16 protein-coding genes are annotated in these 13,784 nt (G+C 64.0%); 11 read left to right on the top strand and 5 right to left on the bottom strand.

Annotated features, from left to right (window positions below; genetic code table 11):
• Positions 1 to 134 precede the first annotated feature (134 nt).
• The 7 genes from hppD to OG394_RS16965 all read left to right on the top strand — a co-directional run bounded on the left by hppD (position 135) and on the right by OG394_RS16965 (position 6,602).
• Positions 135 to 1,337, top strand: coding sequence for a 4-hydroxyphenylpyruvate dioxygenase (hppD, locus tag OG394_RS16995; RefSeq protein WP_328996344.1), 1,203 nt, complete (start codon positions 135 to 137; stop codon positions 1,335 to 1,337).
• A gap of 145 nt (positions 1,338 to 1,482) precedes the next feature.
• Positions 1,483 to 1,956: a hypothetical protein gene (locus tag OG394_RS16990; protein WP_328996343.1), complete on the top strand. Its 474-nt coding sequence runs from the start codon at positions 1,483 to 1,485 to the stop codon at positions 1,954 to 1,956.
• An 8-nt stretch (positions 1,957 to 1,964) separates the two neighbouring features.
• A complete protein-coding gene (locus OG394_RS16985; RefSeq protein ID WP_328996342.1) occupies positions 1,965 to 3,335 on the top strand; it encodes an FAD-binding oxidoreductase in 1,371 nt (456 codons plus the stop codon).
• Between the two features lie 218 nt (positions 3,336 to 3,553).
• Positions 3,554 to 4,123, top strand: coding sequence for a hypothetical protein (locus OG394_RS16980; protein WP_328996341.1), 570 nt, complete (start codon positions 3,554 to 3,556; stop codon positions 4,121 to 4,123).
• Positions 4,124 to 4,147: 24 nt separating this feature from the next.
• On the top strand, positions 4,148 to 4,846 hold the full coding sequence (cseB, locus tag OG394_RS16975; protein WP_328996340.1) for a two-component system response regulator CseB: 699 nt from the start codon (positions 4,148 to 4,150) through the stop codon (positions 4,844 to 4,846).
• A 1-nt stretch (position 4,847) separates the two neighbouring features.
• Positions 4,848 to 6,092 (top strand): HAMP domain-containing sensor histidine kinase, encoded by a 1,245-nt coding sequence (locus OG394_RS16970; RefSeq protein WP_328996339.1) that lies wholly within the window; start codon positions 4,848 to 4,850, stop codon positions 6,090 to 6,092.
• 90 nt (positions 6,093 to 6,182) lie between these two features.
• A complete protein-coding gene (locus OG394_RS16965) occupies positions 6,183 to 6,602 on the top strand; it encodes a hypothetical protein (RefSeq protein ID WP_328996338.1) in 420 nt (139 codons plus the stop codon).
• A gap of 66 nt (positions 6,603 to 6,668) precedes the next feature.
• Here the strand turns inward: OG394_RS16965 and OG394_RS16960 are convergent, their stop codons facing one another.
• The 4 genes from OG394_RS16960 to OG394_RS16945 all read right to left on the bottom strand — a co-directional run bounded on the left by OG394_RS16960 (position 6,669) and on the right by OG394_RS16945 (position 9,168).
• A complete protein-coding gene (locus OG394_RS16960) occupies positions 6,669 to 6,935 on the bottom strand; it encodes an immunity protein YezG family protein (protein ID WP_328996337.1) in 267 nt (88 codons plus the stop codon).
• Positions 6,936 to 7,102: 167 nt separating this feature from the next.
• Positions 7,103 to 7,561, bottom strand: a complete 459-nt coding sequence (locus tag OG394_RS16955; protein WP_328996336.1) for an Imm1 family immunity protein — start codon at positions 7,559 to 7,561, stop codon at positions 7,103 to 7,105.
• An 11-nt stretch (positions 7,562 to 7,572) separates the two neighbouring features.
• Positions 7,573 to 8,154, bottom strand: a complete 582-nt coding sequence (locus OG394_RS16950; RefSeq protein WP_328996335.1) for a hypothetical protein — start codon at positions 8,152 to 8,154, stop codon at positions 7,573 to 7,575.
• Between the two features lie 741 nt (positions 8,155 to 8,895).
• Positions 8,896 to 9,168, bottom strand: a complete 273-nt coding sequence (locus tag OG394_RS16945; RefSeq protein WP_328996334.1) for a hypothetical protein — start codon at positions 9,166 to 9,168, stop codon at positions 8,896 to 8,898.
• Positions 9,169 to 9,427: 259 nt separating this feature from the next.
• Here OG394_RS16945 and OG394_RS16940 point away from each other — a divergent pair, with 259 nt between their 5' ends.
• The 4 genes from OG394_RS16940 to OG394_RS16925 all read left to right on the top strand — a co-directional run bounded on the left by OG394_RS16940 (position 9,428) and on the right by OG394_RS16925 (position 12,253).
• Positions 9,428 to 9,649 carry a hypothetical protein gene (locus OG394_RS16940; RefSeq protein ID WP_328996333.1) on the top strand — a complete coding sequence of 74 codons (222 nt, stop codon included), beginning with the start codon at positions 9,428 to 9,430 and terminating at the stop codon, positions 9,647 to 9,649.
• The gene (locus OG394_RS16935) at positions 9,646 to 10,179 is read left to right on the top strand and encodes a DUF6879 family protein (RefSeq protein ID WP_328996332.1); all 534 of its coding nucleotides are present in this window, start codon (positions 9,646 to 9,648) and stop codon (positions 10,177 to 10,179) included. The genes OG394_RS16940 and OG394_RS16935 overlap by 4 nt, the downstream gene beginning before the upstream one ends.
• 13 nt (positions 10,180 to 10,192) lie before the next feature.
• A complete protein-coding gene (locus tag OG394_RS16930) occupies positions 10,193 to 11,071 on the top strand; it encodes a helix-turn-helix domain-containing protein (RefSeq protein WP_328996331.1) in 879 nt (292 codons plus the stop codon).
• A gap of 864 nt (positions 11,072 to 11,935) precedes the next feature.
• Complete coding sequence (locus OG394_RS16925) at positions 11,936 to 12,253, top strand: hypothetical protein (protein ID WP_328996330.1); 318 nt, start codon at positions 11,936 to 11,938, stop codon at positions 12,251 to 12,253.
• 696 nt (positions 12,254 to 12,949) lie between these two features.
• On the opposite strand, the gene OG394_RS16920 is transcribed toward OG394_RS16925, so the two are convergent.
• A complete protein-coding gene (locus tag OG394_RS16920) occupies positions 12,950 to 13,774 on the bottom strand; it encodes a hypothetical protein (RefSeq protein WP_328996329.1) in 825 nt (274 codons plus the stop codon).
• Between the last annotated feature and the right edge of the window lie 10 nt (positions 13,775 to 13,784).

The raw sequence follows: 13,784 nt of genomic DNA, 5'->3' as shown, positions 1-13,784 counted from the left end.
CCTAGCAGGGTGACCACTATTGTCCGGCCAATGCTCGCACTACTGGTCAGATTGCTCAACCAAAAACCGGTGTGTTGCACAAGCTGTCGGACCGGACAATGCTCGGCGGCAACACCGGACCCAGGAGGATCTCGATGACCAGCACCGATCTCACCCCTGCAGAGCTCGACGCAGACCTCGACCTGGATCAGTTGAAACAACTCGTCGGCCTGGTGCCGTACGACCAGAGCACCGACCCGTTCCCGGTCACGTCGATGGACGCGCTGACCTTCGTGGTGGGTAACGCCACCCAGACCGCGAAGTTCTACCAGCTCGCCTTCGGCATGGACCTCGTCGCGTACTCCGGCCCCGAGACGGGCGCGCGCGACAGCAAGTCGTACGTGCTGAAGTCCGGCTCGGCGCGCATGGTGATCAGCGGCGGCGTCCGCCCGGACAGCCCGTTGCTCGACCACCACCGCAAGCACGGCGACGGCATCAGCGACATCGCCCTGGAGGTGCCGGACGTCGACCGCTGTATCAAGCACGCCCGTGCCCAGGGCGCGACCGTGCTGGAGGAGCCGAACGACGTCAGCGACGAGCACGGCACCGTCCGCCGGGCCGCGATCGCGGCGTACGGCGACACCCGGCACACGCTGATCGACCGCAGCAAGTACGACGGCCCGTACCTGCCCGGCTTCGTCGCGGCGTCGACCACGGTGACCCGGCCCGAGGGGCACCCGAAGCGGCTGTTCCAGGCGATCGACCACGTCGTCGGCAACGTCGAGCTCGGCCGGATGGACGAGTGGGTCGACTTCTACAACCGGGTGATGGGCTTCGTGAACATGGCGGAGTTCATCGGCGACGACATCGCCACCGACTACTCGGCGCTGATGAGCAAGGTGGTGGCCAACGGCAACCACCGGGTCAAGTTCCCGCTGAACGAGCCGGCCATCGCGAAGAAGAAGTCGCAGATCGACGAGTTCCTCGAGTTCTATGACGGCGCCGGCGCCCAGCACATCGCGCTCGCGACCAACGACATCCTGCGTACGGTCGACATCATGCGCGCCAACGGCATCGAGTTCCTCGAGACGCCCGACTCGTACTACGAGGACCCGGAACTGCGCGCGCGGATCGGCAACGTGCGAGCCCCGATCGAGGAGCTGCAGAAGCGCAAGATCCTGGTGGACCGCGACGAGGACGGTTACCTGCTGCAGATCTTCACCAAGCCGATCGGCGACCGTCCGACCGTCTTCTACGAGTTGATCGAGCGCCACGGCTCGCTCGGCTTCGGCAAGGGCAACTTCAAGGCCCTCTTCGAAGCCATCGAGCGCGAACAGGAACGCCGCGGCAACCTCTGACCCGACCTGGAGCCCCGCACCGCCGAACCCGTCCGGTGAGGGGCTTCAGGTGTTCGGTATGCGGACTCGCTGTTCGTACAGGAGTGGTTCGCGTACTCTGCGGTGGTGAGCGGGCGTCGGGGCGCCGGCTCAGGAAGGGTTACCGATGAGAACTCTGGGCTTGCTGCTCAGTACGGCCGGTCTGGCCGGGGCCGGCTTCGTGTTGCCGGTCACCGCGCAGGCCGCGCCGTCGCCGGTCACGTCCACCAAGGCGAACTGTGGTGGCGTCAAGATCATCTCGGCTGCGCCGGTTCGGCGTAACTGGGGATCCAATGCCGCGGTCGGCTCCATCCAGCTGAAACGTGATGCCTGCTCGAACTACTGGGCCGAGGTCATCGCCTACGACAAGGTCGTCAAGTTCACCAAGTTCAAGGCGTTCCTGCTGCGCTATCGCGGTAACGACAAGATCGGTACGAACTTGTCCTGCGAGGTGCCGGCCGGTTCCGCCCGGACCTGTGCGACCGCGTCGGTGTCGGACCCCAATGGCGGTCTGACGTTCCTGGCGATCGGCAACGAGTACAACGGCAGCAACAACGGCTGGGCGAGCGTGTCCAAGGGCCAGACCGCCAAAGTGCGCTGACCGGTCCCATGGACGCGGTCGACCGACTCCGGCAGGTGCTGCCGGAGTCCGTTGTGCTGTCCGATCCCGACCGGATCGAGAGTTATCGCTATGACCGGGCCATGTTCTGCCCGGCCGGTGTGCCGGTCGCGGTGGTGCTCGCCCGCGAGACCGCGCACGTCCAGGCCGCCATGCGGGTGGCCGCCGAGTTAGACCTTCCCGTGGTTCCGCAGGGCGCCCGCTCCGGCCTTTCCGGCGCCGCGAACGCGATCGAGGGCGGACTGGTCATCTCCCTGGAGAAGATGGACCAGATCCTCCGGATCGAACCAGTCGACCAGTACGTCGTGACGCAGCCCGGGATCTTCAACGCCGTACTGTCCAGGGCCGTCGAAGAGCACGGGCTTTTCTACCCACCGGATCCGTCCAGCTGGGAGTTCTGCTCGATCGGCGGCAATCTCGCTACGAATTCGGGCGGTCTGTGCTGCGTGAAGTACGGCGTGACCACGGACTACGTGCTCGGTCTCGAGGTCGTGCTGGCCAACGGCGAGATCCTGCGCACCGGCCGGAAGACGGTCAAAGGCGTAGCGGGGTACGACCTGACCAAGCTCTTCGTCGGTAGCGAGGGCACGCTCGGCATCATCACCGAGGCCACCTTGGCGCTTCGCCCGCAGGCGCAACGCCCGCACACGATGGCGGCCCTGTTCGACTCGGCCGTCACCGCGGGGGAGGCCGTCGTCGGCATCGTCCGCAGCGGCGTATCCCTGTCGTTGCTGGAGATCATGGACGGTACGACGATCGCGGCCGTCAACGCGTACAAGCGAATGGACCTGCCCGCGGATGCGGCCGCCATGTTGATCGCTCAGACGGACGTCGGTGGTGAGGCCGCCGTACAGGACATCGAGAAGGTCGCCCAGCTCTGCCGGGACGCGGGCGCCACCGACTGCATCGTGGCCGACGACCCGCTCGAGGGCGACCTGCTGCTGGAGGCTCGCCGGGCCGGACTGGTGGCGCTGGAACAGCTCGGTACGACGATGATCGACGACGTCTGCGTGCCGCGTTCCCGGCTTGCCGAGTTCATCGCCGGCGTCGAGCGGATCGCGGCCGAGGTCGGGATCACGGTCGGCGTGGTCGGGCATGCGGGTGACGGCAATATGCATCCGACCGTGGTGTTCGACGCGGCCGATCCGGAACAGGCCCGCCGGGCTCAGGTGGCATTCGACCGGATCATGGAGATCGGGCTGGAACTCGGTGGCACGATCACCGGCGAGCACGGTGTCGGCGTACTGAAGATGGACTGGCTGGCGAAGGAAATCGGCCCGGTCGCCCTCGACGTGCATCGATCGATCAAACAAGCGCTCGACCCGCGCGGCCTGCTGAATCCGGGCAAAATCCTGCCGTGACGGTGCCGCAACACAACTGCAGGGCAGAGAACACCTGTCGCGGCTGTGCACCGTGACCTCCTGCGAGCACCATTGGGGGTATCGAACGACCGCTGCGAAACACCGTCACAGCGCGTCGCCGGTGCGGCCCCTGGTCTGTGATTGGCTGGCCTCACCAACGCCGTCCTCCGCCCTGGGGACCGCGGTTCCGACGGACGAGGACAGGTGAGGAGGCCAACGTGAAACTGCGCTCGACGCTGCCGTTGCTGGCCGTCCTTCCCTTGCTGATGGGCTTTCTCGGCTCCTGTGGATCCGGTGAGGGTCTGCGCGTCGAGGGTCCCGGTGGCCCGGTCTCCTCGGCAGCCACGTCGCCCAAGCCGGACCGCTCGATCGGCCCTGCGAACACACCGCAGGCGTTGTCGGTGCCGGCCTTGCGGCAGGTGTTGCTGCGGGACCCGGCCGTGCGGGTCGATATGAAGAACCTGGTCAAGATCTGCAAGTTCGGATGTGTGCAAACCGGCGTCGTGCTAACCCCGGCCGGCACCTCCCCGAAGCAGGCTGTCACCATCAGTACGGTCAGCGGTGGCGCGTTCGTGGTGCTGCTGATCGACCACCTCGCCACTGCTCCGAAGGTGGTCTGGCAAACACAGGGTGACAGTTTGACCGTGTCGGTGGGCAAGGGATCCACCCTGGTTGTGGAATCCTCAGTGTTCGGGCAGAGCGCCAAGGCCTGCTGCCCATCCGGCTCCAAGGTGGATGTCTACCGATGGAACAAAGAGTTGCGCCGGATGGTGAAAGTGAGCCGATAGTTCCGGTTAGGGAGCACAACCGCTGTGACATCTGAAGAGCCTGCCGCGCGAATCCTGATGGTGGAGGACGACGCGGTGATCCGTGAGGCGACGCAGTTGACGCTGCAGCGGCATGGGTACGACGTGACCACCGCAGAGGACGGCCTCGAGGCGATCGAGAGCTTCGAGAAGCTGCATCCGGACGCCGTCATGCTGGACGTCATGCTGCCCGGACTGGACGGCATCTCCGTGTGCCGCCGGATCCGCGAGACCAGTACCGTGCCGATCGTGATGGTGTCGGCCCGCGGTGACGCGCTCGACGTGGTGCTGGGCCTCGAGGCCGGCGCCGACGACTACGTCACCAAGCCGTTCGACACCCAAGTCCTGGTAGCCCGCTTGCGCGCCGTCCTGCGCCGGGCGGTATCCGACCCCGATCGGCCGAGCCCCTCGGCGGATGCGGCGGTCGAGTCCTTCGGCGATCTGGAGCTGGACCGCGAGGCCCTGGAGGTGCGCCGCGAGGGTAAGCCGGTGCAGCTCACGCCGACCGAGCTCAAGCTGCTGATCGAGTTCGCGAACAACCCGGGCGTGGTGCTCAGCCGGTCGACCCTGCTGCAGCGCGTCTGGGACTACGAGTGGGGTGGCGACGGCCGGCTGGTCGACGTCCATCTGCAGCGCCTTCGTACCAAGATCGGGGCCGACCGGATCGAGACCGTGCGCGGGTTCGGATACAAGCTGCGGGCGTGAGATGGGCCTGCGCAGCAAGCTGGGCCTGATCTTCCTGGCGGTCTCGTCGTTCGCGATCCTGGTGCTCAGTATCGCCGTCTACAACCACGCCTCGGCCGCCCGGCTGGACCGGACGCGGTCGATCGCCGACGACAAGATCAAGTACGCCGCGGAGATCTTCAACCAAACCGGACTGCCCACCTTGGGCACCCGGCTGGATGATCCGGACGTCCCGGGCGAACTGCGCCAGGCCGTCGAGGACGGCAAGCGGGCCACCTACAAAACGGACTCCCCGCAGTCCGAGTTGTGGGCGGCCCAGGGCGTCGACGATGGGCAGATCCTGTCCATCGTCGAGCCGTACGAGGCCAGCGACGACTCGATGGACGCGTTGCGCCAGGCCCTGGTGGTCGGCGGTATCGGCACCGTCGGTCTGGTCGCGCTGGTCAGCGTCGTCGCCGCAGGCAGCCTGTCGCGCCGCATCGTCGCGGTCGCCGGTACGGCGCGCCGCATCGCCGCGGGGGATCTCGATGCCTCGGCCGTGGCGGCGGTTGGCCAGGGCAAAGATGAAGTGGCGTCCCTCGCGACGGCCCTCGACACGATGGCCTCGTCGCTCCGGGGGCAGCTGGACGCGGAGCGGCGGTTCACCGCGGACGTTGCGCATGACTTGCGGACGCCCGTGACGGGTCTGCTTACCGCTGCCGAGCTGTTGCCGCCGAGCCGTCCGAGCGAGTTGGTCCGGGACCGGGCGAAGGTGTTGCGCCGTCTGGTCGAGGACCTGCTGGAGATCGCGCGGTTCGACTCGGGCATGGAGAAGGCCGATCTGGAGAACGTCGGACTCGGCGCCTTCGTCGACTCCGCCGTCGCACGGCTGTGCATGCAGCACGCGCTGGCGCCGGGCAGTGTCAAGGTGCACCGGATCGGCCCGGACGAGGTCGTCGTCACCGATCCACGCCGGGTCGAGCGGATCCTCGCGAACCTGGTCGTGAACGGTCTGCGTCATGGTGAGCCGCCGATCGAGCTGACGGTGACCGGGCGGACCATCGAAGTCGTTGACCATGGCAACGGTTATCCCGCCGAGCTGCTGCTCGAAGGTCCACGCCGGTTCCGGTCCGGGATGGCCGAGCGGGGTGTCGGTCATGGGCTTGGCCTGACCATCGCGGCCGGGCATGCGAAAGTGCTTGGTGGGCGGCTCATTTTCGGTACGGCGACCACGGGTGGTGCGTCCGCGCGGCTGGAACTTCCGGAGCGGACTGACATCGAGTCGTGATATTCGGGCTCAACTTTTCCTTTGCAGGCTTCGTCTATTGAGGCGGTGGGCTCAAGGGGGCCCGGTTTCATACTCGAGGGGAAAATCGAAATGCGCGTTCGTTCTCAAGTCATTCGTCGTTCCGTGGCAGGCTTCGCCGGTGTCGCTCTGGCGCTCGGTGCCGCCGCCGCTCTGCCGGCCAACGCCAGCTCATCCGGCTCCTCCGGTGCTGACGCGGTCGCGTCGTCCGTCGCGGCGCCGACGCTGACCATTACGGGCAAGCCGACGACCGTGAAGGCCTGGCAGCAGTTCGTCCTGAGCGGCAAGGCCACGGGGACCAAGGCCGGCACCAAGGTCGTCGTGCAGCGCTGGGAGACGAACAAGTGGGTCACCTTCCCGGCGTCCACCGTCACCACCAAGTCCGGCACCTACTCGGTCCGCGTGAAGAGCGGCCGCATCGGCGCCCAGTACTTCCGCGTCGCCACCGCCAAGGCCGCCTCGTCCGCCGTGAAGATCACCGTCAAGAAGTAACCCAAATACAACCAGCGGCGTCAGCTCCCGGGGCGGAAGCTGACGCCGCCGGCCTCGTTCGGCCTACTAGCGATCGAGGCGAGCCGCAGGGTGCCACTCCGGCAACTGGTCGGCGGTCCGCGGCAGAAGTCGCTGATCCTCCAGGAGAAGATCGGCATCAACATCGCCACCAAAAGGCGGGTTGTCGTAGTCGAACTCGGCGTGGAAGCCGCCGCTTCGCGTCAGGGAGAAATCTGCGTTGTACCAAGTGCCCTTGTCCGCTTGCCACATCTCGTAACGTAACTCGGCGGCCGCATCTTGACCCTCGTCATCGAGAGCGAACTTGCGGTCCACCGAGCCGTCGCCTCAATCGCCCTGATGTTGGTGCGGCTCATACCGCCGGCGGCAGTGACGTGCAGCTCAACGGTCTCCCAGCCGGCGGGAGCTGACCGGGCCATCGACTGACCAATAGTGGTCAGCAGTTGCTGCGACTGCCTGATCATGGCCTTCCTTTCGGTTGCTTAGCTCAGAGTGGCCGGCTGTCTGGTTCCTGTACCGACAGCGATTCGGCCTACGCGATGGTGTCGGGTAGTTGTCCCCCGCTGGCCAGGATCGCTTTCACGCTGCTGCGCACATCGTCGATCGAGATCTCGGAGTCGCGGGGAAAGTCGATGTTCGTTGCCCTGGTAGCAATAGAACACCCGATCACGGTCACTGGTCTTGCCGAGACTGAACCAGATCTTGCCGTCGACAATCAGGCAGAGTCCGCCCGCTGTACCAGATTCGTTGACTGCGATCCGAAGCTGGTGATCCGGGTAACCTTCCGGCGTCAGGGGCCTTTCGAGGATGGTGACTTCTGCGATCGAGTTGTCGAACGACTCAGCGATCAAGGCGTCAACTAGGTGATCCACATCGGCGGGAGCATTGAGAGTCCACGGCTGATCGGCCTCATGGCTGAGGTGAGCTTCGCTCCCCTTCACCCTCTGAACTCCTAGGTTCGATCGGACTCCAATACTTCGAAGGCCTCATCGCTTACCGGGTGAAGTGCGGCGTTGGTGACCCTGACGCCCGACTGACCGTGCACGTGGTGAGTAGCCATGATCTGTAGAACCCGGCCCGTGGCCTCGTCGGTAACGATCTGAATGTCATCGAACGGCTCGCTGGAGAGCCTGGTGGTGCGGGCTGAGAGTCCCAAGTACTTCGTCGGCTCTTCCGCAGGTGAATTGGGCTCTCTCGTGCCGAGCCACGCCAGCGCTGACTGCAAACTGGCCAGCGCCGCTGCCTCCGGTACGGGGTGACGGAACATAACCTCGTCGAACGCGTCCTCCCTTGCTTCGGCAAGGCCTCGTCCGCCATCTTGATAGGCGGTGTACGGGCCGACGTTGAGCCAGAGAAGGACACCTTGATCGTCCCGTACAGCCAAGTCCTCACCGTGGAACCAACACCTAAGCACACGAGGCGCGGCGGCGAGAGCCCCGCTGGTCTCCACCTCGACGACCCACATCTGCCCGTTGCTGGCTTCAGGTGCGGCGCTGTTGTCATCCCATGCCATCCGCCATTCCGAAGAGGTCATGTAATCACCAATCGCTAGAAGCCCTGACACAAAGTGGCTGGGTCTGATGCACCGTAGGAGTGCTTTTCGACCTGGTTCGGGTAGGCAGTGGAACGGGCGAACACTCGAAATGTACCGAAACCGGCCCCTCGGCAGGACTCCGCACTGAACCTGTATGACCGAGGTTTAACCGTCTCGACACTGCACCGGTACGTGGTCCGGTCATAGAAAGTCCCGTAGTAGTCCTTCTCCTGCAACTTGATGCAGGTCTTCTGTACGCCGAATGCGCCGACGCAGTCGGTGTAGGCATCGAAGCCAACCCCTGGGGAGTCATCGACCATCCGCACCTTGTTCGGGGGATCGGTGTGGCCGTGGCAAGCCCACGGGAGATCTGTTGGACCCGGTGAGCGCCTATCAGCTTCGTGCTGCATCGACCAGTCAGCCGCTGGCCACTTGGGCTCCGGGAGTACACCCGCAACCGCTAAGCCCGGTGTGATCAGGAGGGCCACGCTGGCCACCGTCACCAAAAGTGCTCTACGCATGATTTTCCCTATCTGTTCGAGAGATAGTCGTGAACAACTTTGGGAGTCTCCGGCCGCCAAGGTGTGAGGTGTCCGCAATAGGACCGCGGCCGGAGGCTCCCGGAATCGGAATGGCGGCCGGCGTCTAAGGAACGTGGTCAGGCGGAGGAGAACCGACCTGCCGAATCCGTTTGGAACGGCGGACGGGCGCAGCGAGGAGGCAGTACGCCCGACCGCCGGTTCATGGGGCGTTTCCAGCGAAGAGGACTTGAACGCCGGTGACTCGCTCTAGGTGGTCCTTGATCGCGTTGGGTTCGCCGACAACTGCGAGGTGCCGCAGGCTGGGCACGGCTACAGCAGTGATGCCGGGCTCCGCTGCCGCGACCACCAGCGCACGGAACGCTGCGGGGACCGTGTCAGGCCTCTCGGTATAGATCCTGCCGAGTTGGAAACCCTCGCGTTCGGCGAAAACTGCGAAACGAGTACGGATGTCGGCCGCCTCCCGGGGTGTCATGAAGACGTGCTCACGGATATAGCAATGGAGTAGCGGTGCGGCGGTTGTCACTTCCTCAGCGCCCCCTGAAATCGATCTTCAGATCGTGTGACTCATTTTGACTCACAAAACAAGGGTGGCGGTTCGGGCCTCAGGTGTCAAGCGGCGTTTGGCATATGGCTTCTCGCGACTTATGCGTTGACTGTGGACGGTCCTTGACGCTCGTCGTGGCCGCTGTCAGACTCTGCGCAGTGACTCATTTCGAGTAATTGGAGGGACAATGCGACTCATTCACCGCGCCGGCCCCTGCGAAAACGGGCCCTGCCCGAACGTCTTCGATACCGACGAGGGCGACCTGGTGGCGATCCAGGGAACTGAGCTGGTCGATGCTGCGGCGCTTGCTCAGCTGAGCTTGATGCCAAAAGACGAAACTGTCGTGCTGGTTCCCCGTAAGCTCCTCGAGGATTACATCCGGAAGATGGAGGCTGAGGCGACACAGTGAGCTTCGATGAGTTTGACTCGCACTTCGACCGCTTTGCGACCGACGTCTTCCGTTTGGAGACACTTCAGACCTACGCCGTGTCCGAAGAGGACTCACGCATCCATGCGTTCAGGAACGGAACGCCTCGTCCTGTGCGCTCGGTTCTCAATACGCCCTGGCTTGCCCGGATCGCCGTAACGACCGTGGCTGGTAAGTCCTGGCAACGAGTCCATGTCGTCGATCATCCGCTCTCTGAGTATCTGCGGTACGAGCTCGTCGGCTATGTCGAGAGCCAGGCTGCGGGCGAGCAGATCAGCATCGCCGAGCGTGCTGCAGATCCGTCCCTCGCCGAACTTTCCAAAGACTTCTGGCTGTTCGACGCCGACTCCACTGACGCTTACGTGGTGCTCATGGACTATGACGGTGATGGCCAGTTCATCGGGTTCGAGCACAGTACGGACCCGGCGATCTTGCAGCGCTGCCGCACTGAGCGGGACCTTGCTCTCAAGCATTCGGTCGGCCTGAACACCTATCTGGCGATAGAAAGGTAGCCGTACCGCGCAAGTGGACGATCAGCTCAAGACGCCAAGAACGCCACGCCAACGACTCGGAGCCGATCTGAGGCGTTATCGGGTGCTGGCCGGTGTGAGTGGGCGGCAACTCGCCCACCGCACCGGCCTCAGTCAGTCCAGGGTTAGCCGGATTGAACGGGGTGAGGCGCTCGCGTCCATTCCCGAGCTCACCGTCTGGATGGATGTCTGTGGTGCCGCTGATCATCTCCAGGCCATGATCGAGGCGACCGAAGCCGCTCTCAACCAGACCGACGGCTGGCGCGAATTCATGGCAGCCGACACGCTCGCCGCAATGCAGCAGCAGGTCCGTGACCGCGAAGCGAAGGCAAGAACGCTTCGTGTGTTCCAGCCGACCTTGGTGCCTGGCCTGCTGCAAACGGCCGAGTACGCGCGCCTTGTCTTCATCGCATCAGATCTCACCGGGCAACAGGACTACGCGGCGGCCGTCCAGCGACGAGTCGATCGACAGCAAGTCCTGTACGAGCAAGGGCATCGGTTCGAGTTCGTGATCACCGAGGCCGCACTGCGCTGGCGACCTGGCCCGCCCGAGGTGCAGCTCGCGCAGATCGATCGGATCCTGAATCTCTCCACCCTCAGCAACGTTTCGGTCAGTGTCGTGCCGCTAGACGGTACGACCACGGCGATCCCGTGGCATGGATTCAGCCTTTACGAGGATCTGGACGAGGACGAGCCATTCGTTCAAGTCGAGACCATCCATGCCTACGTGAGCGTCACGGAACCTCGCGACGTTGCTCTCTATCGCCAGCAGTTCGAAGCCTTGACGGCATCGGCCATCTCCGGACGTCAGCTAGCCGAGATGCTCGGTCAGCTTAGCGAGAAACTGAGGGACAAAATCATTCGAAGTCGATAGACGCTGCCGTCTCGCGCGTCCATCAGAACGGAGGGGCGGCCGTCGCCGCTCAGACCAATGACTCTTAATCAGCGGCTTTGGCGTTCGAGTCCCTGGCGGCGCACAAACCGTTGTACCCAGCGGATCTCCTGACAACTTTCTCTACGTCTTCAAGGCGGTCCACAGGGCCGCAGGGTGCGCGCCGCCACCGGAGGCCGGGCCGCTGGCGGTTCGTCGCCTAAGGGCTCCTCCCTGGCGGCCCTTGGCATGGCGCGCACACGGCAAAGGTGCCGCACGCTGACGCAGGCGTTCTCGTCAACGAACAGCACCGGGGGAGTTGTGAGGCTGAGCAACTCGGCCATGCCTTCAGGCGTAAGCCGTGAGGCAGGCCGTGCAGGTGGGCTAGGGCTCCGCATCACCCCGACAGCAATCATGGGAAGGGCGGTCCGGCCCGGCACGCGTCAAGGGCGCCTACGGCGTCGCAAGCGAGCTCGCCCCTTAACTCACACCGACCCGAACCTAACGGCGGCAGCTATCGGGGTGATGCTGAGGTCTGTGGCGCGCCTGTTGACACGTAGCCGTCAACTCGTGGCTCGGCCCAGAGCCGCCCAGCTTGTAACAAGGCCCGCAATCCGCCGATGTATCAACCGGGGGTGGGGTGCAATGGGTGCATTCGGCATCATGATCTACATCGTTGTGGTGGTTGCCATCGTCGTTCTCGCGAGCATGGCGACGCGAGCATTCTGGCGTCGACTTCGTCAATACTCTGCGGCCAGAGCTCCGATCGGCAACCGCGTGCCAGCGGCGATTGGACTTTGGCTGTCCGCTTCGGTCGCAGTTGGACTGACCATAGGGGCCGTCTCGGCCTTCGCATCGCTGTAGCTCATGCACAAGATTCTGGCAATCACAGCTTGCCTTGCGCTGGGCGCATCTGCGTGTGCTGGCATCGTCACAGTCGATAGAGACAGTGAACCCTACGGGATGGGCTACCTGTCGGGCCGACTGATGCACGATGCCGATCCCAGCCACACGCCCGACGACAAGGAGATCGTCAGTCGATGCGGAACGTTCCGGGACGCGGCACACCAAAAGTCGAGCATGCCGGACGATGCGGAACACAATCTCAACTTCATGGATGGATGCAAGTCCGGCATGAAGGGTGAATCTCCGCCGGAGGGTCTCCGCAAGTACTTCGATCGTTGACACGTATCCGTCAAATCTCTGCTGGGCGAGCCACAACGCAGGACGCGGATCCGAGACGACTTGCGGGTCGGGATTCAACGGGCAACGTCAAGGATCGAGCAGTAGCGACGAAGGACCACATCGCGGGAGAGCCCATAAAGTAAAAGGGTTCCGGGCAGCGAGGGGTAACTTCGAGTAGATCAGCCCGATTATCAGCGGCTTTGGCGTTCGAGTCCCTGGCGGCGCACAAACCGTTGTGCCCAGCGGATCTCCTGACAACTTTCTCTACGTCTTCAAGGCGGTCCACAGGGCCGCAGGGTGCGCGCCGCCACCGGAGGCCGGGCCGCTGGCGGTTCGTCGCCTAGGGGCTCCTCCCTGGCGGCCCTTGGCATGGCGCGCACACGGCAAAGGTGCCGCACGCTGACGCAGGCGTTCTCGTCAACGAACAGCACCGGGGAGTCGTGAAGAGGGCTGAGCAATTCGGCCGGCCATCGGCGGGCGGCCGGTGGTGCAGCCGTGCAGGTGGGCTAGGGCTCCGCATCACCCCGACAGCAATCATGGGAAGGGCGGTCCGGCCCGGCACGCGTCAAGGGCGCCTACGGCGTCGCAAGCGAGCGAGCAAGCTCGCCCCTTGACCCCCACCGACCCGAACCTAACGGCGGCAGCTATCGGGGTGATGCGGAGGCCTGTGGCGCGCGTCGAGCTTCCGCGCACCTCTCAGTCAAGTGGCTTGTCGTTCCGCTTTGAGAGGTAGTACCGTCTCGTTCCCGGCAACGCGACCGCGCCAAGAACTGGGTCCTTCCTCGCAAAGTCCCGGAACTGCGCGGGATGCAACCTCCATCCGCCTACCTCATTCTCAATGGGCACGACCGGACTTCCGCCGACGATAATGTCGTATGAGTCGATCGCACCAGCATCACGGTTGTCATAGGCGGTAACGGTGTAGGTGTACTGATCTCCGGCCCCACCATTCGCCCGCGCCTCTGCAATTGCCACCCATTCCGATAGGGTCCGCTCGATATCAAACGATCCATCCATTCGACTGTTAGCAGCAATCCAGTATCGGCCCGGGCCTAATGAAGTTGTGACCTCTTCACCGATTACATCCCAAGCATTCATGCCGAGCATGATGCCCCTAGGATGCTCGTTCAGGACAGTGAACAACTGTCGAACGATAATCCGAGAGTCCCGATCACGGGGAAGCCTATAGGTTCGATCGAGTCCGATCCGGTTCGCTTCACCGCCAGCAATCGAAGGCTCATACGGCGGCCAGCTTGCAGAGACCGGTGCGTCAACGTTCAGCCACTGCGCATGGTTGTCAATACGTGCCTTTATGGTCTCCTCTATTATCGTACGAGTGTTTCCTTCCTCAGCACGAGCCAAAGCAAGGCTGCTTCTCGCCATCTCCAATGCAGCATTCGCCGCCACTGATGCCGAATTGGCCGAGTCGGCACTGCGTTTTGTCTGCCAAGACTGATACGCCACGACAATTGCCGCAAGGACTGCCGCTGTTGCTGCAATCCACTCAGCTAGTGATCCCATTCCGCAACCT

The sequence above is a fragment of the Kribbella sp. NBC_01245 genome (assembly GCF_036226525.1).
Taxonomy (GTDB): Bacteria; Actinomycetota; Actinomycetes; order Propionibacteriales; family Kribbellaceae; genus Kribbella.
Note: the sequence above shows the minus strand (reverse complement) of the source record. Positions and strands in the feature narration are given on the sequence as shown.

Bases quoted from the DNA above. Each gene is read 5' to 3' on its own strand.
- hppD (WP_328996344.1), top strand. From the start codon at position 135: ATGACCAGCACCGATCTCACCCCTGCAGAGCTCGACGCAGACCTCGAC.
- OG394_RS16990 (WP_328996343.1), top strand. From the start codon at position 1,483: ATGAGAACTCTGGGCTTGCTGCTCAGTACGGCCGGTCTGGCCGGGGCC.
- OG394_RS16985 (WP_328996342.1), top strand. From the start codon at position 1,965: ATGGACGCGGTCGACCGACTCCGGCAGGTGCTGCCGGAGTCCGTTGTG.
- OG394_RS16970 (WP_328996339.1), top strand. From the start codon at position 4,848: ATGGGCCTGCGCAGCAAGCTGGGCCTGATCTTCCTGGCGGTCTCGTCG.
- OG394_RS16965 (WP_328996338.1), top strand. From the start codon at position 6,183: ATGCGCGTTCGTTCTCAAGTCATTCGTCGTTCCGTGGCAGGCTTCGCC.
- OG394_RS16950 (WP_328996335.1), bottom strand. From the start codon at position 8,154: ATGACCTCTTCGGAATGGCGGATGGCATGGGATGACAACAGCGCCGCA.
- OG394_RS16945 (WP_328996334.1), bottom strand. From the start codon at position 9,168: ATGACACCCCGGGAGGCGGCCGACATCCGTACTCGTTTCGCAGTTTTC.
- OG394_RS16940 (WP_328996333.1), top strand. From the start codon at position 9,428: ATGCGACTCATTCACCGCGCCGGCCCCTGCGAAAACGGGCCCTGCCCG.
- OG394_RS16925 (WP_328996330.1), top strand. From the start codon at position 11,936: ATGCACAAGATTCTGGCAATCACAGCTTGCCTTGCGCTGGGCGCATCT.
- OG394_RS16920 (WP_328996329.1), bottom strand. From the start codon at position 13,774: ATGGGATCACTAGCTGAGTGGATTGCAGCAACAGCGGCAGTCCTTGCG.